The following is a 26,668-nucleotide window of genomic DNA, read 5'->3' as shown; positions in this document are numbered from 1 at the left end:
GCGGCGTGTGCCGCCGACGGGCCTTCGTGCGTGGTGCGGCCGTTCAGCCACCGTCGCTCGCGTCCCGCCGCCGCAGTCCGGCGGCGAGGCCGGCCGCGGTGCGGTGCCGGAAGACGTCCCGGGGAGCCGCCTCCCAGCCCCCGTCCCGCAGGAGCCCGGCGAGGCGCACCGTGACGATGCTGTCGCCGCCGAGGGCGAAGAAGTCGTCGTCGGCGCCGATCCGGGGCAGGGCGAGCACCTGGGCCATGGCGGCGCACACCGCGCTCTCCCGCTCCCCCAACGGCTCCCGGCCGCCGACCGCGGCGCCGAAGTCGGGGGCGGGCAGCCGGTCCCGGTCCAGCTTGGCGTTGGCGGTCACCGGCAGCGCCGCCAGCAGCACGACCGCCGCGGGGACGAGGTGGCCGGGCAGCCGCTCCGCCAGCCAGGCCCGCAGCGCGACCGGGTCGGGGGCGGTGCCGGGGCGGGGCACCCCGTACGCGACCAGGCGGCGCACCCCGTCGTCCTCGCGGGCGACGACGACCACCCGGGAGAGGTCCGGGTGGGCGGCGGCGGCCGTCTCGATCTCGCCCGGCTCGATCCGGAAGCCCCGGATCTTCACCTGGTCGTCGACCCGGCCGAGGAACTCCACCGCCCCGTCCTCCGTCCAGCGCGCCAGGTCCCCCGTCCGGTAGAGCCTGCTGCCGTCGGCGGCGAACGGGTCGGCGACGAAGCGTTCCGAGGTGAGCGCCGCCCGGCCCCGGTAGCCCCGGGCCAGCCCGGCCCCGGCGAGGTACATCTCCCCCGGCACCCCCGGCGGTACGGGCCGCAGGCCCGCGTCGAGCAGGTGGATCCGGGCGTTGTCCACCGGTCGCCCGATCAACTGGCTCTCGCTGTCACGGACATGGGCGACCATCGCGTCCACGGTGCCTTCGGTGGGGCCGTACAGGTTGACCACGTCGGTGCCGGGCAGCTCCCGCAGCCGCGCCCACTGGCTGTCGGGGACGGCCTCGCCGCCGACGCCGAGCAGCGGCAGCGGGCAGCTGCCGCCCTCGGTCAGTCCGGCTTGCTCCAACTGGGCGAGCACGGTGGGGGCGACCTCGATGAAGTCGATGGCGTGGTCCCGCAGATAGCGGTGCAGCCGGTCCGGGTCGCGCTGGATGTCCTCGGCCAGGACATGGACGCAGTGGCCGTGGAACATCCACAGCTGGGGCTGCCAGGAGGCGTCGAAGGAGAACGACCAGGCGTGCCCCACGTGCAGGCGGGAGCGGCCGGTGCTCTCGACGACCGGCTCGTACAGGGCACGGCGGTGGCTGTGGAAGAGGTTCACGACGCCCCGGTGGGTGATCACGACCCCCTTGGGGACGCCGGTGGAGCCGGAGGTGTAGATGAGGTAGGCCGGGTTCTCCGGCCGCAGCGGGCGCGACCGGTCGGCGTCGGTGGGCGGCCGGCCGGACCGGGCGGCGAGCGCCGCCCGCGTCCCGGGGTCGTCGAGCAGCACGGTGGCCGGGTGCCCGGTGCGGTCGGCGAGGGCGGTGGTGGTGAGCAGGACGGCGGGTGAGGCGTCGGCCAGCATGAACGTCAGGCGTTCGGCCGGGTAGTCGGGGTCCAGCGGCAGATAGGCGGCTCCGGCCTGGTGCACGGCCAGGATGCTGATGAGCATCTCCTCGGTGCGCGGCAGCATCAGCGCCACGAGGTCCTCGGGTCCGACGCCCCGGGCGATCAGCTCGTGGGCGAGGCGGGCGGCGCGCTCGGTGACGTCGTGGAAGCTCAGGACCCGGTCGCCGCAGACCAGGGCCGGGGCCCCGGGGTCGACGGCGGCCGCCTCGGCGAAGAGGCCGGGCAGGGTCTGCTCCGGGTGGGGCCGGGGTGCGGGGTTCCAGTCGTCGAGGATGCGGCGGAGCTCCAGGGGTGCGAGGGCCTGGAGGCGGTGGACGCGGGTGTCGGGGCGGCTGCCGATCTCGGCGAGCAGGTGGGTGAGCCGGCCCATCAGGGCGGCCGCCTGCTCCGGCCCGAAGAGGTCGGGCCGGTATTCGAGGGTGAGGTGTCCGCCGGGGACGACGGCGAGGGTCAGCGGATAGTGGGTGGCGTCGGTGTGCTCGCTGCCGGTGACGGTGAGTTCCCCGGACCGCTCGGCGCGGCGCAGCCCTTCCCCGTCGACGAAGTAGTTCTCGAACACCAGGAGGGTGTCGAAGAGTTCGCCCGCTCCGGCGCTCCGCTGGATGTCGGCCAGGCCCAGGTGCTGGTGGGCGGAGAGCTTCGCCTGTTCGGCCTGGAGCCGCGCCAGGGCCTGGCGTACGGTGCCGCCCGCGCGCAGGTCGACGCGGACCGGGAGGGTGTTGATGAAGAGGCCGGTCATGCTCTCGACGTCCTCGATCTCCGGTGGCCGTCCGGAGACGGTGGCCCCGAAGACGACGTCCTCGCGCCCGGTGTGGCGGGCGAGCAGCAGGCCCCAGGCGAACTGGACCACCGTGTTGAGGGTGACGTCGGCGCTCCTGGCGAGCGTCTGGAGCCGTTCGCGCAGGGGCGCGTCGAGCCGGTGCGGGATCCGGTCGGAGAGGGCGGGGCGCCTGCCGGGGTCGGCGGGGGCGATGAGCGTCGGCTCCGTGATCCCGTCCAGTGCGGTGCGCCAGGCGTCCTGGGCGGCCCGCTCGTCCTGGACGGTGCGCCAGGCCAGGAAGTCCCGGAACGACCGTCGCCGGGCCGGGGGTTCGGCGGGGCCGGTGAGGGAGGCGTACAGCGACAGCAGTTCCTGGATCAGGACCGGCACCGACCAGCCGTCGAGGATCGCGTGGTGGTTGGTGACCAGCAGGGCGTGTTCCCGCTCCCCGGTGCGCACCAGCCGCAGGCGCAGCAGCGGCGGCGCGGTGAGGTCGAAGGGCCGGGTGCGGTCGTCCTCGGCGAGCGCCCGCAGCCTCTCCTCGCGGGCGTCGGCGGGCTCGGGGCGCAGGTCGTTCTCGGACCAGTCGGGGACCACGTCGTCGAGCACGGTCTGTACGGGACGGCTCCCCGCGCTGACGAAAGCGGTGCGCAGACCGGGGTTGCGGTCGAGCAGGGCGGCCGCGGCGCGGCGCAGGGCGGCCGGGTCGAGGTCGCCGGTGAGGCGCAGGGAGAGCTGCATGGTGTAGACGTCGATGTCGTCGCCCGCGAGGTGGGTGAGAGCGTACAGCCCTTCCTGGAGCGGGGTGAGCGGCCAGACGTCGCTGAGTGCGGGCGACCGCTCCTGGAGCGCGTCGACCTGTCGCTGGTCCAGTCGTACGAGGGGGAAGTCGGACGGGGTGTGGGCGGGGTGGGAGGGTGCGTCGGCGAGGGTGTTCAGCGCCTCGCACCACAGGTCCAGCAGGCGTTCGGTGTCGTGGGCGTCGAGGATGCCGGTGGCGTACGTCCACCGGGTGGCGAGCCTCGGTCCGTCCGGGCCGTCCACGGTGGAGGAGATGATCTCCAGCGGGAAGAGCACGGGGGGAGCGTTGCGGGCCGGACGCAGGGCGGGGAGCGCCTCCGGGGCGGGCGACCAGGCGGCCGGTTCGGTGTCGCCGGCCGTGCCGTCGGGCCCGGGGAAGCGGCCGAGGTAGTTGAGCACGATCTCGGGGGTGCGGGAGGGCCCGGCCGGGTCGTCCAGGTGGTGGAGCAGCCCGTGGCCGATCCCCTGGTCGGGGGTCTCCCTCAGGTGCTCCTTGACTGCCATCAGGGCGCGGAGGGCCTCGGCACCGGCCGTCCCTGCCGGAGAGGACAGCTCCGGTGCGGAAAGGTCCGGTGCGGAAAGGTCCGGTGCGGAAAGGTCCGGTGCGACGGGGTACCAGCTGGTGAACCACCCGACGGTGGTGGACAGTTCGGCTCCCGGCACGACGTTCTCCTCGCGCCCGTGGCCCTCGACGGCGATCACGTCGTGCCCGGCCCGCTGGACGCGTTCCCGGCGCCAGCGGGCCAGCGCGAGGGCGGCGGCGGCCACGAGGACGTCGTGGACGGAGCCGTGGACGGCGGCGGGGACGCGGGTGATCAGGGCCCGGGTGAGGTCGGGGTCCAGGGTGCGTTCGAGGTGGGCGACGGTCTCCTGGGTGTCGAGGGCCGGGTCGAGGGGGCGGGCCCCGAGGGCGGGGGCGTCGCGCTCCTCGCGGGCCCGCCAGGCTGGGGCCTCGGCGCGGCGGGCCGGGGCGGTCGCGGCGTCGGCGAGCCCCAGGGCCCACTGCCGGAAGGAGGTGGAGCCGCCGGGCGGGGCGGGCGGGTTTCCGGCGAGGACGTCGTCGTGGGCCGCGGCGAGGTCGGCGGTGAGGATCCGCCAGGAGACCCCGTCGACGGCGAGGTGGTGGACGACCAGGACGAGGCGCCCGCCGCGGCCGGGGCCCCGGTCGCACCAGACCGCCCGGACCAGCTCGCCCGCGGCCGGGTCCAGCTGGTCGACGGCTTCGGCGGCCAGGGCGGCGGTCAGCTCGGCCGCCCGCTCCGCGCTCTCCGCTCCCGCGTCCACGGGGAGCAGCACCGGTTCGGCGGGCGGGTCGGCGGGGCCGGGGATGTGCAGGGCCTGGTTGCCCGGCTCCCCCACCAGTGCGGCCCGCAGCATCGGGTGGCGGCCCATCAGTCGGGTGATCGCGGCGGTCAGGGTGGCGTGGGTGGCCTCCGGCGGGGTGACGAGGTGGGCGTACTGGTGGAGCCCGTCGACCGGTCCGTGCTGGAGCGCCCATCGCATGATCGGGGTGAGCGGGGCCCGCCCGGCGGGGTCAAGCCGGGGTACGGAGGCGGGCCCGGCGGTCGCGGCGGCGCGGGCGAGCGCGGCGGGCGTCCTGTGCTCGAAGACGTCCCGGGGGGTGAGGGTCATTCCGGCCTTGCGGGCGCGGGCGACCAGTTGGATGGAGAGGATGCTGTCGCCGCCTAGGGCGAAGAAGCTGTCCTCGGCCCCGGCGGCCGGAATGCCGAGCAGTTCGGCGAAGAGCGCGGTGAGCACCGCCTCCCGGATCCCGCGCGGGGCGATGGCGGTGGCTGTGGCGGCGAGGTCGGGTGCGGGCAGGGCGGTGCGGTCGAGCTTGCCGCTGGAGGTGAGCGGCAGGGCGTCCAGGGTGATCAGGGCGGTGGGGACCATGTGGTCGGGGAGCCGTCGGGCGATGCGCTCGGTGATCTCCCCGGTGTCGGGCGCTTCCGTGCCGCCGGCGGGGACGAGGTAGCCGGTGAGAACCGGTCGTCCGGGGATGTCCTCGCGCAGGACGACGGCCGAGGCGGCCACGTGCGGTTCTTCGGCGATGACGGCCTCGATCTCGCCGAGTTCGACGCGCAGGCCGCGCAGCTTGATCTGCCCGTCGGTCCGGCCGAGGTAGACGAGGGCTCCGTCCGCCCGTCGGCGTACGAGGTCGCCGGTGCGGTAGAGGCGTTCACCGGGGGCGCCCAACGGGTGGGCGACGAAGCGGTCGGCGGTGAGGGCGGGCCGGCCGAGGTAGCCGCGGGCGAGCTGCGGGCCGCTCAGGTACAGCTCGCCGGTGACACCGTCCGGGACGGGGCGCAGTCCGGCGTCCAGGACGTAGGTGCCGGTGTTGTGGACGGGGCGGCCGATGGGCACGCTGCCGCCCGGCTCTCCGGTGGCCTCCCAGGCGGTGACGTCGATGGCCGCCTCGGTGGGCCCGTACAGGTTGTGCAGGCTCGCGCCGGGCAGGACGTCGCGCACCGTCCGGGCCAGGGCTGCGGAGAGCGCCTCGCCGCTCGCGATGATCCGGCGCAGTCCGGTGCATTCGGCGGCGCGGGGTTCTGCGGCGAACGCGGCCAGCATCGAGGGGACGAAGTGCACGGTGGTGACGCCGTGCCGGACGACCGCCTCCGCGACCTCGGCGGGGTCGCGGTGGAGCCCGTCGGGCAGGACCACGAGGGTCGACCCGGTGAGCATCGGCAGGAAGAACTCCCATACGGAGACGTCGAATCCGGCGGGCGTCTTCTGGAGGACGCGGTCCTCGGGCCCGAACGGGAAGTGGTCCGCCATCCAGCGGAGCCGGTTGACGAGGGCGGTGTGGGTGATGACGACGGCCTTGGGCCGGCCGGTGGAGCCGGAGGTGTAGAGGACGTACGCGGCGTGCTCGCCGCGCAGCCCGGGGTGGACGCCGACCGGTGCGGCCCCGTCCAGTTCGGCCCGTACGTCCGGGGCGTCCGTGGCCAGCACGGCGAGGCCGTCGGGGACGGGCAGCTTCTCCCGCAGCGCGGTCAGGGTGATCAGGAGGCGCGGGCCGGCGTCGGCGAGCATGTGGGCGACGCGGTCGGCCGGGTGGTCGGGGTCGAGGGGCACATAGGCTCCGCCCGCGCGCTGCACGGCGTGCAGGGCCACGACGAGGTCGCTGCTCCGGGGCAGGGCCACGGCGACGCGTGTCTCGGGGCCGACGCCCCGGTCCCGGAGGAGGGCGGCGAGCCGCCCCACGCGCCGGTCGAACTCCCCGTACGAGAGGCTGTTCCCGGCGTCGATCAGGGCGGGTACGGACGCCCCGGCGGCGTACCGCTCGGCGAGGAGCCGCGGCAGGGGCGCGTCCGGCAGGGGCCGCTCCTCGCCGGAGGACGCCGCGAGCACCCGGGCCCGTTGCGGGGCGCTGAGCACGGCGGCCCGGTGCACGGGGAGTTCGGGGCGGGCGACCAGGGCGGCGAGGAGGGTGACGTAACGGTCGGCCAGGGCCTGGGCGGTGGCGTGGTCGAAGAGGCTGGTCTGGTAGATCAGCATGCCGTTGATCCCGGCCCCGTCGGGGCGCTCGGCGAGGGTGAACTGGAGGTCCAGCTTGGCGACTCCGGGGTCCGCGCTGACCGGGGTGACGTCGAGGCCGGGCAGGGTGAAGGTGTCCTCGGAGATGTTCTGGAAGACCAGCAGCACCTGGAAGAGCGGGTTGCGGGCGAGGGTGCGCTCGGGGGCGACGATGTCGACGAGCTGCTCGAAGGGCAGGTCGGCGTGGTCGAAGGCGGCCAGGTCGGTGTCCCGGACCCGGGTGAGCAGTTCGTGGAAGGTGGGGCGGCCGCTCAGGTCGGTGCGCAGGACGAGGGTGTTGACGAAGAAGCCGATGAGGTCGTCGAACTTCTCGTCGGTGCGGCCGGCGACTGGGGTGCCGAGGGGGATGTCGGTGCCCGCCCCGTGCGCGGAGAGGAGGACGGCCAGGGCCGCCTGGACCGCCATGAAGACGCTGGTGCCGTTGCGGGCGGCGAGGCTCCGCAGGTCGGCGTGGACCGCCGGGTCGACGGCGAAGGTGACGGTGGCCCCCTCGTGGGTCTCCTCGGCGGGGCGGGGCCGGTCGTAGGGCAGGGCGAGTTCGTCGGGCGATCCGGCGAGCGTGCGCTCCCAGAAGGCGGCCTGGCGGGCGACCTGGCTGGTGGGGTCGGTCAGCTCGCCGAGGACGTCGCGCTGCCAGAGCGCGTAGTCCGCGTAGTCGACCGGGAGCGGCTGCCAGTCGTGGTCGGTGCCGGTGACGCGTGCGGTGTAGGCGGTGCGCAGGTCGTCGACGAGGGGGCGCATCGACCATTCGTCCCCGGCGATGTGGTGCAGGGTCAGGGCGAGGACGTGGTCGGTCCCGGTGTCCAGGAGCTGCGCCCTGAGCGGGATCTCCTCGATGATGTCGATGGGCCGCGTCACCCGGGCCCGCAGCGCCTCTTCGAGATCGGCCTCGGCGACGTCGGCGATCTCGGTGAGGGACAGGTCGCAGGCGGCGCGGGCGCTCTCCTCGTCGAGGATGCTCTGGTGGGGCAGTCCGTCGGCGTCCGGGTAGACCGTGCGCAGGCTCTCGTGGCGGGCGACGACGTCGCCGACGGCCAGCCGCAGTGCCTCCCGGTCCAGCTCTCCGCCCAGGCGGACCACGATGAACAGGTTGTACGTGGCGCTGGGGCCGTCCAGGCGGTGCAGGAACCACAGGCGGCTCTGCGCGAACGACAGCGGGATGCTCTCGCCGGGGCGTCGTTCGCGGCGTGCCGGGGCGGTGCGGGCGGCCGGGCGCGGCAGCACGGTCCTGGCGAGTGCGGCCGGGGTGGGGTGCTCGAAGATGTCGCGCAGGGCGACCTCGGTGCCGAGGGTGGAGCGGAGCCGGTTGGCGAGCTGCATGGCGAGCAGCGAGTGTCCGCCGAGGTGGAAGAAGTCGTCGTCGGGCCCGGCGCGGTCGAGGCCGAGGACGTCGGCGAACAGCTCCCCGAGGACTGCCTCGCGGGCGTCCCTGGGCGCGCGGGCCCGCTCCCCTCCGGAGGCCTGGGGTGCGGGCAGGGCCGCCCGGTCGACCTTGCCGTTGGGGGTGAGGGGCAGGGCGGGGAGCCGCATGACCACCGAGGGGACGAGGTGCTCGGGCAGCCGTTGTGCGAGGTAGGGGCGCAGCCCGGTGGCGGCGCCGGTGACGTAGGCGACCAGGCGCACGGAGCCGCCGGTGTCGGGCAGGCCGACGACGACGGTGTCGGTGACCTCGGGGTGGCCCCGCAGGACGGTCTCGATCTCGCCGGGCTCGACGCGGTGGCCGCGCACCTTCAGCTGGTGGTCGGTGCGGCCGAGGACGCACAGGGTGCCGTCGGCCTGGAGGCGGGCCAGGTCGCCCGTGCGGTACATCCGGCTGCCGGGTGCGCCGAACGGGTCGGCGGTGAACCGGGAGGCGGTCAGCGCGCCCCGGCCGAGGTAGCCGCGGGCGAGACCGGCGCCGCCGATGTACAGCTCGCCGGGCACGCCGGGCGGCACGGGCCGCAGCCAGGTGTCGAGGACGCGCAGGGTGGTGTTGCGCAGGGCGTGTCCGACGTGCGGGGTTCCGCCGTCGGGGGCGAGGTCGGCGACGGTGGACCAGATGGTGGTCTCGGTCGGCCCGTAGAGGTTGAGCAGCCGCGCTCCCCCGGTGGCGAGCCGGTCGGCGAGGTCGGCGGGCAGCGGCTCGCCGCCGCTGAGGACGCAGAGGCCGTCCAGCAGCCCCGGGGCGGCGTCGATGATGCCGCGCCACAGGGAGGGGGTGGCCTGGAGGTGGGTGGCGCCGGTGCGCTCGGCGAGGCCGGACAGGAGCAGCGGGTCCAGGACCTCCTCCCGCTGGGCGAGGACGACGGCGGCCCCGGTGACGAGCGGCACGAACAGTTCCAGGGCCGCGATGTCGAAGCTGACGGTGGTGACGGCCAGGAGCCGGTCTCCGGGGCCTGAGCCGAGGGTCTCCGCGATCGCGTCGAGGAGGTTGGCGAGGGCCCGGTGGGTGACGACCACGCCCTTGGGGTTCCCGGTGGAACCGGAGGTGTGGATGACGTACGCGGTCGTTTCGGGATCGGGCGCGGTGCCGGGCAGTTCGGTGCGGGGTCCTTCGTGGGGTCCCGGGGCGAGGACGGGGTGGCCGGGGCGGATCACCAGCAGCGGGTCGGAGTCCTCCAGGAGGTAGGCGACGCGGTCGGCCGGGAAGTCCGGGTCGACGGGGACGTACGCCGCTCCGGTGGCGGAGACCGCGAGCAGGACGGCGACCAGGTCGGCGCTCCGGGGCAGCGCGACGGCGATCAGCCGTTCGGGGCGGGCTCCCAGGTCCCGCAGCCGTCCGGCGACGGCGGTGACCCGGGCGGCGAGGCCGGCGTAGCTCCACTCCTCGTCGCCCGCGATCAGCGCGGTCGCGTCGGGGGTCTCGGCGGCCCGGCTCAGGAAGCGTCCGGTGAGGCCGAGCGGGGTGATGGTGCGGGCGGGCCCGTCGAGCCGGGCCGGTTCCGCGAGGGCGGGCAGGACGGTGCACGCGGTGCTGTCGGGGTGGTCGACGAGCTGTTCCAGGACGGACAGCAGCTGTGCGCCGATGGTGGCGACCTCGTCGGCGGTGAGCAGTTCGGGGCGGTGGTCCAGGGCGAGTGCGAGGCGGTCGCGGCCGGGCAGGGCGACCAGGACCAGCGGGTAGTGGGTGGCGTCGTGCCCGCGGGCTCCGGTGACCAGGAGTCCGGCGGCCTCCTCGGTGCGGCGCAACTGCTCGGCGTCGACCGGGAAGTTCTCGAAGAGGACGAGGGTGTCGAAGAGTTCGCGGTGCCCGGCGAGACGCTGGAGCTCGGCCAGCGGCTCGTACTGATGATCCATCAGCAACGCCTGCTGTGCGCTCAGTTGTCGCGCGATGGCGGCGAGGGTCTGGTCGGGGCGCGGGGTGACCCGGGAGGGCACGGTGTTGATGAACAGGCCGATCATGTCGTGCGAGCCGTCGAGGTCGGCGGGGCGCCCCGAGACGGTGACGCCGAACGTGACGTCGGTGCGGCCGGTGAGCCGGCCCAGCAGCAGGCCCCAGGCACTCTGGAGCACGGTGCTGACGGTGACGTCGTGGGCGCGGGCGAAGGCGTGGACGCGGGCGACCAGGTCGTCCGGCAGCGGGACGTCGACGCGTTCGGGCGTGCCCGCGGGCATCGCCGCGGCTTCCGGGACGAGCCGGGTGGGGCCGTCGATCCCGGCGAGCGCCTCCTGCCACAGGCCCCGGGTCGTCGCGCGGTCGCGGCCGTTCAGCCAGAGCAGGTAGTCGCGGTAGGGGCGGGGGGCGGGGCCGGGAGCGCCCCGGTAGAGGGCGAGCAGGTCCCGTACGAGCAGGGGTCCGGACCAGCCGTCGAGGAGGATGTGGTGGGAGGTGACCGCGAGCAGATGACGGCGCTCGCCGAGCCGGACGAGGGTGAGCCGCAGGAGCGGCGGCGTGGTCAGGTCGAAGCCCCGCCGCCGGTCGGCCGCCAGGATGTTCTGCGCCCGGCCCTGCCGCCGCCCCTCGGTCAGGTCTCGGGAGGTGAGGTCGTAGGCGTGCACGGGGATCCCGGCCTCGGCGGGGACGACCTGGAGCGGGTCGGCCCCCCGGCGGCCCAGGAACCCGGCCCGGAGGTTCGGGTGGCGGTCCAGGAGGGCGCGTCCGGCCCTGCGCAGCCGCTCGGCGTCGAGGTCGCCCTCGATGTCGAGGACGGTCTGGGTGGTGTAGACGTCGGGTCCGTCGCCCTCCGCGCCGAGGCCGGCGAGGAAGTACAGCCCGGCCTGGAGCGGGGAGAGCGGCAGCAGGTCGGCGAGGGGCGCTCGGGCCTCCAGGGCGTCGATCTCCTGCTGGTCGACCTCGACGAGGGGGAAGTCGCCGGGGGTGTGTCCGCCGGCCGCCGGGTCGGCCGGCAGGCGGCCCAGGTCCCGCAGGGCGGTGGTCCAGAGGGCGGCGAGGCGCTCGACCTCGGCGGTCTCCAGCAGTCGCCCGGGGAAGCTGAAGCCTGCCTGGAGTACGGGTCCCTCCGGTCCGTCCACGACGGAGGCGTTGAGGGTGAGGGTGTGGGCCGCGGGCAGCGCGTCGTCCGCTCCCCCGCCGAGGGAGCCGGTCAGGGCCGGGGACCAGGGGGCGGGCGCGCCGGCCTGCTCCGTCGCGCCGGACGCTCCGAAGCGGCCCAGGTAGTTGTAGGCGATGCGTGGTTCGGGCAGGGCGGCGAGGCGGTCGCTCAGGTCGGGGTGGAGGTGGCGCAGCAGGCCGAAGCCGAGGCCGTTGTCGGGTGCGGCCCGCAGTTGTTCCTTGACCCGCTTGAGGGCGGCCGTCAGTCCGTCGCCGCTCGGGGTGCCGAGACCGCCCAGGTCCAGGCGGACGGGGTGCACCGAGGTGAACCAGCCGACGGTGCGCGACAGTTCCGCGGCGGGCACCAGGTGGTCGGCGCGCCCGTGGCCCTCGATGTCCACGACGACCGGTTCGGTGTCGCCGCGCCAGGCCGCGAGGGCGAGGGCGAGGGCGGTGACCAGGAAGGCGTCGGGGCCGGTGTGGAAGCGCTCGGGCAGGACGGTGAGGAGGGGCAGGGTGTGCTCGGGCGTGAGCTCGACCGGGACGGTGGTCACGGTGGCGAGGGTGTCCCGGGCCGGGTCGAGGGCGGGCAGCGCCGCTCCCCCGTCGCCGAGGACGGCGGTCCAGTGCGCGGCCTCGGCGACCCGCTCGGGAGCGAGTGCCGCCCGCTGAAGACCGTGGGCCCAGTCGGCGAAGGAGGTCTCCACCGCCGGGAGTTCGGCGGTGCGGCCGTGGCGTGCCGCTTCGAGGGAGACGGCCAGGTCCTGGGTGAGGACGCGCCAGGAGACGCCGTCGACGACCGCGTGGTGGATCAGCAGGGCGAGCAGTCCGCCCCGGTCCGGCCCGGCGTCCAGCCAGACGGCGCGGACCATGGTCCCCGTGTACGGGTCGAGCAGCCGGGCGGCTTCGCGGGCGTGGGTGCGCAGGGTCGGCAGCAGGTCCGCGTCGGCCGTCTCGACGGCGTCGACCCGGGTCAGCGGCGACGGGCCGGTTTCCCCGTCGGGGGCGGGGATCTCCAGGGTGCGGTCGGTGAGCCGGGCCCGTAGGACGTCGTGGTGGTCGAGGACGCGCCCCAGTCCGGCGGTGAGCTGTGCGGCGGTCGCACCGGCCGGGGTGTGCAGGACGGTGGACTGGTGGTAGTCGGCGATGGGCCCGCCGCGCTCCACCAGCCAGCGCAGGACGGGGGTGAGCGGGGCGCTGCGCGCGGTGCGCTCGGCGGGGGCCGCGGTATCGTCCACCGTACGGGCGAGGGCGGCGAGTTGCTCGACCGTACGCCGTTCGAAGACGTCACGGGGGCTGAACCTGAGGCCCCGGCGGCGGGCGGCCCCGACGAGCTGGATGGCGGAGATGCTGTCGCCGCCGAGCGCGAAGAAGCTGGTCCCGACACCGACTTCGGGCACGTGGAGGATGTCGGCGAAGAGGTCGGCGAGTTCCTTCTCCCGGTCGGTGCGCGGGGCGGTGCCCTCGCCGTCGGCGGTGAAGTCGGGTGCGGGCAGGGCGGATCGGTCGGTCTTGTTCGCCGCGGTGAGCGGCAGTGCGTCCAGGAGCACGACCGCCGCGGGGACCATGTGGTCGGGCAGGACCTCGGCGGCCCAGGCGACGAGGTCCGCCGGTCGCGGTGCGTCGCCCGGGGCGGGGACGGCGTGGGCGACGAGCCGGCGGACGCCCCGGTGGTCGGTGTGGCCGGTGACGACGGCCCGGGCGACGGCGGGGTGGGCGGTGAGGCGGGCCTCGACCTCGCCGGGTTCGACGCGGAAGCCGCGGATCTTCAGCTGGTGGTCGGTGCGGCCCGCGTACTCCAGCTCGCCGCGTTCGTTCCAGCGGGCCAGGTCCCCCGTGCGGTACATGCGGGTTCCGGGCTCGCCGAACGGGTCGGCGACGAAGCGGTCGGCGGTGATCCGCGGACGCCCGAGGTAGCCGCGGGCGAGGCCGGGCCCGCCGATGTACAGCTCGCCCAGGACGCCGGGGGCGACCGGCCGCAGGGCGTCGTCGAGGACGTAGGCGCGCTTGTTGACGTCCGGGGGGCCGATCGGGACGGGGCCGCCGGTCCATGCGGCCGGAACCTCCCAGGTGGCGGAGTTCACCACGGCCTCGGTGGGCCCGTAGGCGTTGAACAGGCGGTGCCGGTCCGCCCAGGCGCGGACGACCTCGGGGGGCAGCGCCTCGGTGCCGACGACGAGGGCCATGTCCTCGGGGAGGGTGGCGTCGAGCGGCAGGGAGGCGACGACGGTCGGCGGGATCACGGCCAGGGTGATGGCGGCCCGGTTCAGGAAGTCGGCGAGCGGTGCTCCGGCACGGTCCTCCTCCGGGACGATCACCAGAGTGGCGCCGGAGAACAGGGAGTTGGCGAGTTCGGCGAGGGTGACGTCGAAGCTGGGGGACGCGAACTGGGTGACCCGGTCGCCGGGCCGGGTGGCGAAGCGGGCGTGGGACCAGGCGATGAGGTCGACGAGCGGACGGTGTTCGACGAGGACGCCCTTGGGCCGGCCCGTGGAGCCGGAGGTGTGGATGAGGTAGGCGCCGTTGTGCAGGCGCAGGGGTGCCCGGCGGTCGGCGTCGGTGGGGTTGTGGTCGGGCAGGTCTTCGGGCAGCCGGTCGGTCGCGATGACGGTCGCGTCGCCGGACCAGGCGGTGTGGTCGGTGCCGGAGTGGGTGAGGACGACGACGGCCCCGCTGCCGGCGATCAGGCCGCTGAGGCGTTCGGCGGGCTGGTCCGGGTCGAGCGGGGCGAAGACGCCGCCCGCCTTGCCGACGGCTAGCTGGGCGACGTGGACGTCGGCTCCCCGGCGCAGGGCGACGGCGACGACGTCCTCGGGGCCGGCGCCCGCGGCGATGAGGGCGTGGGCGAGCCGGTTGGCGCGGGTGTTCAGCTCGGTGTACGTGAGGACGTGTCCGGCGTCGTCGACGGCGGGCCGGTCGGGGTGTGCGGCGGCCTCCCGTTCGAAGAGCACGGGCAGGGTGGCGGGTTCGATGTCGGCGGTGTCGGCGTTGAAGGTGTTCAGGACCCGGTCGCGTTCCTCGGGGGTGAGGAGGTCGGTGCGGGGCAGCGGGCGGTGCGGGTCGGCGGTGAACTCCTCGACGGCGCGCCGCAGTCGGGCGGCGATGCGCGCGGCGTCGTCCTGGCCGAGGGCGTCGGTGCGGTAGCTCAGCCGCAGGACCGGCCCCCCGTCGGCCCCGGGGGCGGCGACCAGGGTGAGCGGGTAGTGGGTGGCGTCCCGGCCGGTGACGGCCTCGACGCGCAGCCCCGCGAACTGCTTCTGCTCCGAGCCGCCCCGGTCGTCGTCGGATCCGGTGTCGACGAGGTAGTTCTCGAACACGCAGAGCGTGTCGAAGAGGGGACCGCCGCTGTCGGTGAGCTTCTGGATCCGGGCGAGCGCGACATGGTGGTGCGCCAGGAGGGCGGCCTGTTCGGCGGCGGTGCGCCGGACCAGTTCGGCGAGGGTCTCGTCGTGCCGGATGCGGACGCGTACCGGAAGGGTGTTGATGAACAGCCCGACCATGGACTCGGCCCCGGCCAGTTCGGCGGGCCTGCCGGACACGGTGGTGCCCGAGACGACGTCCCGGCGTCCGGTCAGGTCGGCCAGGACCAGGGACCACAGGGTCTGTACGACGGCGGGCACGGTGACGTCCAGCGCCCGGGCGGCGGCGGCCAGGGTCCTGGCGGAGCCGGGGGGCAGGTCCACGTCCCAGGAGGCCGGCTGGGCCTGCGGCTGCCCGTCGAGACCGGGTGCGAGGACGGTCGGACCGTCGAGGCCGGCCAGCGCCTCGCGCCAGGCGCGCTCGTCGGCCGCGGTGTCCTGGGCGGCGGCCCAGGCCAGGTAGTCGCGGTAGGGGCGGACCTCGGGCAGGGCGGCGGGCGACCCGTCGGCCGCGTACAGGGCGAAGAGCTCCTGGACGACGCGGGCGGTGGACCAGCCGTCCAGCAGGAGGTGGTGGTGGGTGAACAGGAGCCGGTGGCGATCGGGCGCCAGGCGGATGGCGGTGAAGCGGATCAGCGGCGGGCGGGCCAGGTCGAAGCGGGTGTGCCGGTCGGCTTCGGTGAGGCGTCCGGCCCGCCGGTCGCGCTCGGCCGCGTCGAGGCCGGAGAGGTCGGCGTCCTGCCAGGGGAGGTCCACGGTGTGCGGGACGACGGTGACCGGGTCGCCGTTGCGGCGGGTGCGGAAGGCGGCCTTGAGGTTGGGGTGGCGGTTCAGGAGGGCCCCGACGGCGCGGCGCAGACGGTCCGTGTCGAGCGGTCCCGTCAGGTCCAGGCCGAGCTGCACGTTGTAGACGTCCAGCGCGCTGTCGTCGTAGGACGACAGGAAGTAGAGCCCCTGTTGGAGCGGGGACAGCGGGAGTATGTCCTGCAGTCCCTGGGGTGCGCCGGTCACGTGGTCCTCCACTCGTCTTCGAACTCGTCGATTTCGTCCTGGCTCAGCGACAGCAGGCCGAGGTCGGACGGGGTGTGCCCGGCGGCCTGGGTGCGGGCGGCCGCCACCAGGGTCTCCAGGGCGGTGCGCCACCAGCGGTCCAGGACCGCGATCTCCTCGTCGCTCACGAGCCGGCTCGCGTGGTGCCAGCTGACCGAGAGCTCGGTGCCCGAGGGGCGGCGCAGCGCGGTGATGTCGAGATCCACCGCGGTGTGGACGCCGAGCGCGGGGGCCGGACGCCACACGGCGGCCGACTCGGGGCTCGGGGTCCAGGGTTCGGGGGCCGCGGCGTCGTCCTCGCCGATGTCGTAGCGGCCCAGGTAGTTGAAGCCGGTCAGGGGTTCCGGGCGGGCGGCGAGCGCGGCCCCGGACGCGGCGTCCAGGTGGCGCAACTGCCCGTAGCCGATGCCGTGGTCGGGAACCGCGCGGAGCTGTTCCTTGAGCTGCTTGAGGAGCCGTCCGGCCGCGTTCGGGTCCGCGATGGTGGTGTCGGGCCCGGCTTCCGTGAGGCGTCCCCGGAACGGGTACTGGCTGGTGAACCAGCCCACCGTCCGGGCGGGGGCGGCGACTTCGGGGAGTGCGGCGTCGCGGCCGTGCCCTTCGAGCAGTACGAGGACGCCTCTGTCGTTGCGCCAGCGGCTGTGGGCGAGGACGAACGCGGTGAGCAGGACGTCCTGTTCGGTGCAGTGGAACGCGGCGGTCACCTCGTTGAGCGCGGGTTCGGCCAGGTCGGCGGGGACGGTGGTGATCAGCCGGTGGACGGTGTCCGGGGTGTCCGTGGCGGGGTCGGGTTCCCGGCCGTACGGGGCGGGTCCGGCGTCGCCCAGCACCTCGCTCCAGTAGGGGAGTTCGGCGCGACGGCCGACGGCGGTGGCGGTCAGGGCGCGGGACCAGGTGCGGAAGGACGTCTCGACCGGGGGCAGCGGCGCGTCGGGGTCGGCGCACAGCTGGGCGAGGTCGGGCAGCAGGATCCGCCAGGACACCGCGTCGACCACCAGGTGGTGGGCGACCAGCAGCAGCCGGCCCGGTCCCCCGTCGCCGGGGTCGAGGAGGACCGCGCGCAGCATCCGGCCGGTGTGCGGGTCGAGTTCGCCGACGGCGGTGCGTGAGGCCGCCGTGATCGCGTCCGCGAGGGGCGCGGACCCTACGGTGGTCAGCGCGTCGTCGGTGAGAGCCGGGTCCTCGGGAACGCGCAGCGTCCACGTGCCGTCCTCCGTGCCGTCCAGCCGGGCGGCGAGGACGGGGTGGTGGGCGACGAGACGCCCGAGCGCCCGGCGCAGCCGCTCGGCGGTGAGGCCGGGCGGGGTCGTCACCAGGAGGGACTGGTGGTGGGCGCGGTGGTCGCCGCCGCGCCGGCGCAGCGCGTGCATCACGGGCGTGAGCGGCACCGCTCCGGCCCCCGGGTCGTGGACCAGGGCGGCGGCCTCCTCCCGCCGGGCCACCCGGGCGAGGGCGGACACGGTGCGCTGTTCGAAGACGTCACGGGGGCTGATCACGAGCCCCCGCCGCCGGGCGGCGCCGACCAGCACGATGGAGGTGATGCTGTCGCCGCCGAGCGCGAAGAAGCTGCTCTGCCGTCCGACCGCGGGCACCTTCAGCAGGTCGGCGATCAGTTCGGCGAGAACCTCCTCGGCCGGGTCCTCCGGCCGCTCCCCCGCCGTCGGGTCCGCGACGGCGGGCGCGGGGAGTGCGGAGCGGTCCACCTTCCCGCTCACGGTGCGCGGGAAGCGGTCGAGGACGACGACGTCGGAGGGCACCAGGGCCCCGGGCAGGAGGCCCGCGCTGTGGGCGAGCAGATCGGCGGGGAGCGGTGGGGCGGCCGGGTCGCCGGGGGTGACGTAGCCGACGAGGCGTGCCGCGCCCGGCAGGTCGTCGCGTACGAGGACGAGGGCGTCCCGGACGTCCGGGTGGCCGAGCAGGGCGGTCCGCACCTCCGCCGGTTCGATCCGTACGCCGCGCAGCTTCACCTGGTCGTCGGCGCGGCGCAGATACTCCAGCTCGCCCCGCCCGTTCCAGCGGGCCACGTCGCCGGTGCGGTACAGCCGCTCCCCCGGCGCGCCGAACGGGTCGGCGACGAAGCGTTCGGCGGTCCCCGCGCTCCTGCCCAGGTAGCCGAGCGCCAACTGGGCCCCGCCCAGATACAGTTCCCCGCTCACCCCGGGCGGCACGGGCCGCAGCGCCGCGTCCAGGACGTAGGCGCGGGTGCCGGCGCCCGGGGCGCCGAGCGGCACGAGGGGACCTTCGCCGGGTACGGCGGTGCGGGCGGTGACGTCGACGGCCGCCTCGGTCGGCCCGTACTGGTTGACGACGGGGGCCGGGAACACCTCCGCGCAGCGCCGCACGAGCGTGTCGGTGAGGGCCTCACCGCCGCTGAAGACCCACCGCAGCGAGGTGCAGTGCGCCGCGTCCGGTTCGGCCGCGAACAGGGCCAGCATCGAGGGCACGAAGTGAACCGCGTGGACGCCGTGTTCGCGGATCAGCCCGGCGATACGGGCGGGGTCCCGGTGCTCGTCGGGTCCCGCGACGACGACGGCGGCCCCGGCGAGCAGGGGTCCGGTCAGCTCCCAGACCGAGACGTCGAAGCCGGGGGCCGCCTTGGCCAGCATCCGGTCCCCGGGGCCGAGGGGGAAGCGCCGCTGGGTCCAGGCGAGCCGGTTGGCGAGCGCCCCGTGCGGGACGACGACGGCCTTGGGGCGGCCGGTGGAGCCGGAGGTGTGCAGGACGTACGCGGGCTGGGCGGGGTGGGGTGCGGCGGGGACGAAGTCGGCGGGAGCCGCCGGGCGCGGGTCGTCGAGGAGCAGGACGGGCCGGCCGAACCCTTCGGGCAGCAGGTCCCGGTGGGCGCGGTCGGTGAGGAGCACGGCGGGCGGGTTCGCGTCGAGCATCGCGGACAGCCGGGCCGCCGGGTGGTCCGTGTCCAGCGGCATGTACGCCCCGCCGGCCTGGAGCACGGCGTGCGCGGCGGTGACCAGGTCCGCCGACCGGGGCAGGAGGACGGCGACCGGTTCGCCGCGGCGTACCCCGTGCCCGCGCAGCGGGACGGCGAGCGACCGTGCGTCGCCGAGGAGTTCGCCGTACGCGACGGTCCGGTCGCCGTGGATCACGGCGGGGGCGTCCGGCGTGCCGGCGGCGCGCTCGGTGAACTCCCGGGCGACGGACGGCGCCCGCACCGGCTCCTCGGCGGTGTTCCAGGCAGTGAGGAGCCGGTGGTGCTCGTCGTCGGTGAGCAGGCGAAGACCGCCGACCGGCCGGTCGGGCCGCTCCGCGAAGGCGGCCAGGACCCGCTCGTACCAGTCGGCGATCCTCCGTACGGTCGCCTCGTCGAAGAGCCCGGTGCGGTAGGTGATGCCTCCGTTCAGCACGCCCTCGGCTCCCGGTTCCTGGACCAGGGTGACGGTGAGGTCGAACTTGGCGGTGCGGGTGTGCACCGCGACGGGAGTGCTGCCCAGGCCGCCGAGTTCCGGTCCTTCGGCGGTGCGGCTCTGGTAGTTCAGCATCACCTGGAACAACGGGTGGCGTTCCAGGGAGCGTTCGACGTCCAGGAGGTCCACCAGGCGCTCGAAGGGAACGTCGGCGTGGTCGAGTGCGTCGAGCGTGGCCGACCTGGCACGGGCCACGAGCTGGGCCGGGGTCGGGTCGCCGCCGACGTCGGTGCGCAGGACCAGGGTGTTGACGAAGAAGCCGACGAGGTCGTGCACGGCGGCGTCGTCGCGTCCGGCGACGAGCGTTCCGACGGGGACGTCGTCGGTGCCGCCGATCCGGTGGAGCAGGACGGCGAGCGCCGCGTGGGCGACCATGAACGGGGTCGCGCCGGTGCGGGAGGCGAGCCGCCGCAGCCCTGCGCCGACCTCGGCGGAGAGCCCGAACGCGACGATGCCTCCGGCGTGGCCGGTGTCCGGCCGGCGCGGCCGGTCCATGGGGAGGGGCAGTTCCGCCGGGAGTCCGGCGAGCTGGTCCCGCCAGTAGCGGACCTGCCGGCCGATCTCACTGTCCTCGTCGGTCTCGTCGCCGAGCAGCGCCCGCCGGCGCAGCGTGTGGTCGGCGTACTGGAGGGGCAGCGCCGCCCACCGGGGGTCCTGGCCGTCCCGCCGGGCGGCGAGGGCGGCGGCGAGATCGTCGAGCAGCGGGCGCACGGACCATTCGTCCCCGGCGATGTGGTGCAGGACGAGGAGCAGCACGTCGTGGTGCGGGCCCGTCCCGTCCTCGCGGGCCACACGGAACAGGCCGGCGCGCAGCGGCGTCTCCCGCTCCAGGGCGAAGGGCCGGCTCGCGGCCTCGGCCAGCGCGGCGTCCAGGGCGTCCGGCGTCGTCGGCCGGACGGTGAGAGGTACGGGGGCGTCGCCCGGGGCGAGGATGCGCTGGACGGCGCGGCCCTCGCGTTCGGGGAACACCGTGCGGAGCACCTCGTGCCGGGCGGTGAGGTCGGCGAGCGCCCGCTCCAGCGCCTGTTCGTCGAGGGTCCCGGTGAGGCGGAGCGCGATGGGCACGTTGTACGCGGCGGTGGGTTCCTCCTCCAGCCGGTGGAGGAACCAGAGGCGTTGCTGGGCGGCGGACAGCGGCGGTTCGGCGGGGCGCGGAAGGTGCGCCGGTTCCGAGGTCCGGGAGGTGCTCCGGGCTCCGCGCAGCAGGGCGGCGGTCGCCGCCGGGGTGCGCGCGGTGAACAGGTCGCCGACGGACAGTTCCGTGTCGAGGAGTGTCCGGGCCCGTCCCACCAGGCTCATCGCGGACAGCGAGTGCCCGCCGCGCCCGAAGAAGTCCTCGTGCGGGCCGAAGCCGTGCAGTCCGAGGGCGTCGGCGAAGATCCGGCAGAGCAGTTCGGTGCGCTGGTCGTGCGGGGGCAGGTGGCCGGGGCCCGCCGGTTCGGCGGTGCGGGGGGCGGGCAGGGCCGCGCGGTCGATCTTGCCGTTCTCGGTGAGCGGCAGCGCCTCGACGGCGACGAGGTGGGCGGGGAGCTGGTAGTCGGGGAGGCGGGCGGCGAGGCGGGCGCGCAGCGCGTCGGTGTCCAGCACGGTGTCCGGTGCGGGGACCGCGTATGCGACGAGGGCGGGGCCGCCCGGGAGGTCGGTGCGCAGGACGACGGCGGCGCGGGCGACGTCCGCCTCGGCGAGGAGGGCCGCCTCGGTCTCCCCGGGCTCGACGCGGTGGCCGCGCAGCTTGATCTGGTCGTCGGTGCGGCCGAGGAAGTCCAGGGCCCCGTCCGGCCGGACGCGCACCAGGTCGCCGGTGCGGTACAGGCGCTCCCCCGGCCGCCCGTGGGGGTCGGCGACGAAGCGTGTGGCGGTGTCGGCGGGGCGGCCGTGGTAGCCGCGGGCGAGCCCGGCTCCGCCGATGTACAGCTCGCCGGGGACTCCGGGCAGGGCCGGGCGCAGGGCGGTGTCGAGCACCCGGAGGGTCATGCCGTCGAGCGGCCGTCCGATGGGCAGCGGCCCTTCGTCGGGCGCCCCGGGGCCGAGGGGGTGGGCGGTGGCGAACGTGGTGGTCTCGGTGGGCCCGTAGCCGTTGACGAGACGGAGGTGCGGGGCGGCGGCGTGGGCGGCGGCCACGGCCCCGGGGGACACGACGTCGCCGCCGGTCCACACCTCGCGCAGGGCGGTGAACGTCTCGGGGGCGTCCTGGGCGAGGAGGGCGAAGAGTCCGGCGGTGAACCAGGCGCTGCCCGCCCCGCCCCCGGCTCCTGCCTTCTCCCCGCCGGTCAGCAGGGAGCGCCAGCGCGCCGGGTCCAGCGGTGTGTCGGGGGCGAGGAGCAGTTCGCCCCCGCGCAGCAGGGTGCCCCACACCTCGTGGGTGGCCGCGTCGAAGGAGTGCGGCGAGTGGACGAGCACCCGCCGGTGGGCCTCGCCGGCGAACCGGCTGTCGGAGGCGAGGGCGAGGACGGCGCTCTCGGGGACGGCGACGCCCTTGGGCTCGCCGGTGGAACCGGAGGTGTACATCACGTAGGCGAGCCGGTGCGGGGCGGCCGCAGCGGGTGGCGTACCGGTGCGTCCAGCCGGTGCGTGGTCCACGGTCGGGTGGAGCACCGGCACCGGGCCGTACGCGGCGGTGTCGGCTCCGGACCGGCAGACCAGGGCGACCGCGCCGGCCGCGCCGAGGACGGTCCGGACGCGCTCGGCGGGCCAGTCGGGGTGCAGGGGCAGGTAGGCGGCTCCGGCCCAGGCCACCGCGAGTTCGGCGACGACCAGGTCCACGGAGCGCGGCAGCAGCAGGGCGACCACCTGCTCGGGTCCGGCCCCCGCCGCCCGCAGGCGGTCCGCGAACCGGGCGGCGCGCGCGACGAGTTCCGCGTAGCCGACCGGCTGTCCGCCGTCGAGGGGGCGTACGGCGACGGCGTCCGGGGTCCTCGCGGCGACGGCGGCGACGGTGGCGGCGCAGCCGAGGGCGGCGGGTGTGGCCGGCCGGCCGGTGAGGGCGGCCGGTGTCTCCGGCGCGAGGTCCATCTGTCCGGCGGGGAGGTCCGGCCGGTGGGCGAGGTGGTCCAGGGCGCGGGTCAGCCGGTCGAGGACCGCCCGCGCGGCCGGGGTGTCGTAGAGGTCGGGGCGGTGCTTGAGGACGAGCCGCAGTCGACCGCCCTGGAGGGTGATCGCGAGGGTCAGCGGGTAGTGGGTGGCGTCCCGCCCGCCGACGCCGCGTACGTCGAGCCCGGCGGCGCGTTCGCTGCCGGAGAGCGCGTCGTCGTCGAAGGGGTAGTTCTCGAAGACGGTCAGGGTGTCGAGGAGCGCGGGCATGCCCATGAGGCCCTGGATGTCGGCGAGCCCGAGGTGCTGGTGGTCGAGCAGGGCGACCTGGCGCGCGTGCAGGTCGGCGACCGCGTCGCCGAGCGTGCGGGCGGGGGCGGTCCGCACCCGGGTGGGCAGGGTGTTGACGAAGAGTCCCAGCATCCCTTCCACGCCGTCGAGTTCGGCGGGGCGGCCGGACACGGCGCTGCCGAAGACCACGTCGTCGCGTCCGGTGAGCCGGGACAGGACGAGCCCCCAGCCGGTCTGGACGACGGTGTTCAGGGTGGTGCCCGTGGCGCGGGCGCGGTCCTGGAGCGCGGCGGTGAGGGCGGGGTCGAGGACGGTCGCGGTCTCCTCGGGGATCAGGGCGGTGGACGGTGTGCCGGCGGGGGCGGTGAGGGTGGGTTCGGTGATGCCGTCCAGGGCGGTGCGCCAGGCGGCTTCGGCGGCCGGCCGGTCGCGGTCGGCGAGCCAGTGCGCGTAGTCGGCGAAGGGGCGGCGGCGCACCGGGGGGCGTCCGGCGTAGGCGTCGAACAGGTCGGTGAGCAGGAGCGGAGTGGACCAGCCGTCGAGCAGCAGGTGGTGGCTGGTGAACAGCAGCCGCCACCGGTCCTCGGCGGTGCGGATCAGGGTGAATCGCAGCAGCGGGGGCCGGTCCGGGGTGAAGGGGCGGGCACGGTCGTCGACGACCAGGGCGGTGAGGGCGTCGTGGCGTGCCCGGTCGTCGGTGACCGGGGCCGGGGCCGGGTTCGCGGGAACGTCCGGGTGGACGCGCAGGTCGTGCTCGGTCCACTCCGGCGGGGCGTCGGCGGTCGTGTACTGCACCAGGCGGCCGGTGGCGAGGCGGCGGAATCCGGCGCGGAGGTTGGCGTGCCGGTCCACGACGGCCCGGGCGGCCTCGCGCAGGCGGCCGGGGTCTAGCGGTCCGCTGATCTCCAGCTCCAGCTGGACGACGTAGGGGTCGGTCCCGGCCTCCTCGGTCAGCGCGTGGTAGGCGAGGCCGTGCTGGAGGGGGGTCAGGGGCAGTACGCCGTCGAGTGCGGGGACCGCCGTTTCGAGCTCGGTGATCTCGTGCTGGTCGAGCACTACCGGGAAGTCGGCCGGACTGTGTCCCGCGAAGCCGGGGTCGTCGCGTCGGCGGACCAGTTCGGTGAGGGCCGAAGTGAACCGGTCGGCGACGGCCCGGATCCGGTCGGGGCCGATGAGGTCGGCGGCGTACGTCCAGCGGACGGTCAGCACGGGACCCTCCGGGCCGTCCAGGGTGGAGGCGTTGAGGTCCAGGACGTGTCCGCCGAGGAGGACCGGCTGCGGTCCCGGGTGCACGGCGTCGGATTCGGGGGCGGGGACCCAGTGCCCGTCCGGGGTGTCGGCGGTGAACCGGCCCAGGTAGTTGAAGGCGATCTGGGCCCCGCTGGGGGCCTGTTGGCGGAGTGACCCGTAGCCGGCGCCCCGGCCGGGGACCGCCGCGAGCCGGTCACGGACGCGCTTGACGTCCTGGCCGACGCCTCCGGTGCCGGGGTCCAGCCGGACGGGGTACTGGGTGGTGAACCAGCCGACGGTGCGGGAGAGGTCGGCTCCGGGGGTGAGTTCCTCGTGGCGGCCGTGGGACTCCAGATCGACCAGGACCGGACCGTCGCCGCCGACCGCGTGGACGAGCGCGGCCAGGAGGAGCTCGTCGGGGCGGGCGTGGAAGGCGGCGGCGGTGGCGGTGAGCAGGGGCGCGGTGAGACCGGGGGCGAGTTCGGTGCGGAGTTCGCCGGGGGTGTGCGGGGCGGCCGCCGCGTCCCGGGGGGCGAGCGGGGCGGGCGGGTCCGCCAGGAGGCTTTCCCAGTAGGGCCGTTCGGGGACGAAGCGTTCGGCGTCGCCGTACAGGTCCTCCGCCCAACGGGCGAAGGAGGTGTTGGGCCGGGCGGGGGGAGTTCCGGTGGCGACGGCGTGCGCGAGGTCGGGCAGCAGGATGCGCCAGGAGACTCCGTCGATGGCCAGGTGGTGGACGAGCAGCAGCAGTCTGCCGTCCCGGCCGGGCCCGCGCGGGAACCAGACGGCCCGGATCAAGAGGCCGTTTTCCGGGTCGAGTTCGGCGGCCCGGGCGCGCGAGTGGGTCTCGATGGCCCGGCGCAGCCCGGCGTCGTCGCCGGTGACCGGGGCGACGGTGAGGAGCGTCGCCGGGTCGGGGGCGGTGCCGGAGGGGGTGAGCCGGGGGCGGCCGTCGGGGTGGTCGGTGGTGACGCGGGCGCGCAGCAGGTCGTGGGTGGCCAGGAGGTGTCCGACCGCGGTCCGCAGCCGGTCCTCGGTGAGCGTGGACGCCACGGTGACCAGCATCGACTGGTGGAAGGCGCCCCAGTGGTCCGGGCTGCGGCGCAGCCAGTGCATGAGCGGGGTGAACGGGGCCGGGACGTTCCGGTCGGAGTCGGCGGGCCGGGGTCCGGCGGGGGCGATCCGGGCGATCACCTCCGCGAGGGCGCGCGGGGTGGGGTGCTCGAAGATCTGCCGGGCGCTGAGCACGAGACCCGACTGCCTTGCGCGGGCGACTAGTTGGATGGAGGAGATGCTGTCGCCGCCGAGGACGAAGAAGGAGTCGTCGCCGCCGGGCCGCGCGTCCAGGCGCAGGATGTCGGCGAACAGGTCCGCCAGTGCGGCGGCGGCGCCGGTCAGCGGGGCGTCGTCGGCGGTGGTGGCCGGGGCGGGCAGCGCCGCGCGGTCCACCTTGCCGGTGGGGCCGAGCGGCAGGGCCGGCAGCACGGTCACGGTCGCCGGGACGGCGTAGTCGGGCAGAGTGCGCGCGAGCGCCGTGCGCAGTTGGCCGGGGTCGAGGTCGTCCCCCGGCCGGGGGACGGCGTAGCCGGCGAGCAGCCTGCTGCCTGGCCGGTCCTCGCGCAGGACGGCGGCGGCCTGGCGTACGCCGGGGAGCGCGGTCAGGGCAGACTCGATCTCGCCCAGCTCGATGCGGAATCCGCGCAGCTTAACCTGGTGGTCGGCGCGGCCCAGGTACTCCAGCTCTCCGTCGGCACGGCGGCGGGCCAGGTCGCCGGTGCGGTACATCCGGGTGCCGGGCGGGCCGTAGGGCGCGGCGACGAAGCGGGTCGCGGTGAGGCCGGGGCGGCCCAGGTAGCCGCGGGCGAGCCCGGACCCGGCGACGTACAGCTCGCCGGGGGTGCCGGGCGGTACCGGCCGCAGCGCCGCGTCCAGGACGAGGGCGGCGGTCTCGGCGACGGCGGTGCCGACGGGGACCGGGCTGTTGTCGTCGGCGCGCAGCCGGTCGGGGTCGCACCGCCAGAGGGTGGCGTCGACGGTGGTCTCGGTGGGGCCGTAGGAGTTGAACATGCGGGTGCGTCCGGCCCAGGCGCGGACGAGGGCGGGGGTGCAGGCCTCTCCGGCGACGATGAGCGTGGTGCCGGGGGCGACGGCGTCGTCGGGGAGTGCGGCGAGGACGGCGGGCGGGACGGTGAGGTGGGTGACGCGGTGTTCGGCGAGGAAGTCCGCGAGCGGTTCGCCGAGCCGCCGGTCGGCGGGCACGATCTCCAGGGCGGCGCCGGAGAACAGCGCCATGACGATCTCCCAGACCGACGTGTCGAAGCTCAGCGAGGCGAACTGGAGGACGCGGTCGCCCGGCCCGGCCCCGAAGGCGTCGGCGAGGGTGCGGGCCAGGGCGGGCAGCCCGGTGTGGGTGACGGCCACGCCCTTGGGCCGGCCGGTGGACCCGGAGGTGTAGATGATGTACGCCGCCGTGTCGGGCCGTTGGGTGTGCCAGTGGCCCGGGTCGTCGGCGGGGCCGGTCGGGGTGCCGTCGATCTCCAGCCGGGAGGCACCGTCGAAGGCGGGTGTTCCCGGGGCGGTGAGGACGAGGGTGGGGGCCGCGTCGGTGAGCATGTGCGCGATCCGCTCCGCCGGGTAGTCCGGGTCGACGGGGAGGTAGACGGCTCCGGTCTTCGCGACGGCGAGCAGGGCGACGACGGCCTCGACGGTGCGGGGCAGCATGACCGCGACCCGGTCCTGTGCCCGTACGCCGTGTTCGACGAGCCGGCGGGCGAGGGCGTTCGCGGCGGCGTCGAGCCCCCGGTAGTCCAGTTCGGTGCGCTCGCCCGTGGCCAGGTCAGGTCCGGCGAGGGCGGGTGCGTCGGGGTGTGCGGCGGCGACGGCGGCGAAGAGTCCGGGCAGGGTGGTGGAGGCGTCACCGTGCGGGGCGCCGACGTCCTCGGGGCGGCCGAGGAGAGCGGTGCGTTCGGCGGGGCCGAGGATCTCCAGCCGGTGCAACGGTGTCGCGGGGGCGGTGACGGCCTCGGCCAGGAGGCGGACCAGGCGGTCGGCGAGTGCCTGTGCGGTGGCGGGTTCGAAGAGGTCCTCGGCGTACTCCAGGACGCCTTCGATGCCGTCGGTC

Annotated in this window: 2 protein-coding genes (1 of these 2 only partly in view); both read right to left on the bottom strand. The window is 75.7% G+C overall.

The window, feature by feature from the left end; genetic code table 11:
- Positions 1 to 43: 43 nt before the first annotated feature.
- Positions 44 to 15,538 carry an amino acid adenylation domain-containing protein gene (locus OG245_RS35675; protein ID WP_371627473.1) on the bottom strand — a complete coding sequence of 5,165 codons (15,495 nt, stop codon included), beginning with the start codon at positions 15,536 to 15,538 and terminating at the stop codon, positions 44 to 46.
- Positions 15,535 to 26,668, bottom strand: the 3' portion of a protein-coding gene (locus OG245_RS35670; protein ID WP_371627472.1) for an amino acid adenylation domain-containing protein. The gene runs 4,439 nt beyond the window's last position; 11,134 of the gene's 15,573 nt are visible here — the last part of the coding sequence; its start codon lies off the right edge, out of view; the stop codon is at positions 15,535 to 15,537. The genes OG245_RS35675 and OG245_RS35670 overlap by 4 nt, the downstream gene beginning before the upstream one ends.

The organism is Streptomyces sp. NBC_01116 (genome assembly GCF_041435495.1).
Classification (GTDB): domain Bacteria; phylum Actinomycetota; class Actinomycetes; order Streptomycetales; family Streptomycetaceae; genus Streptomyces.
This window is presented reverse-complemented; position numbering and strand designations above follow the sequence as displayed.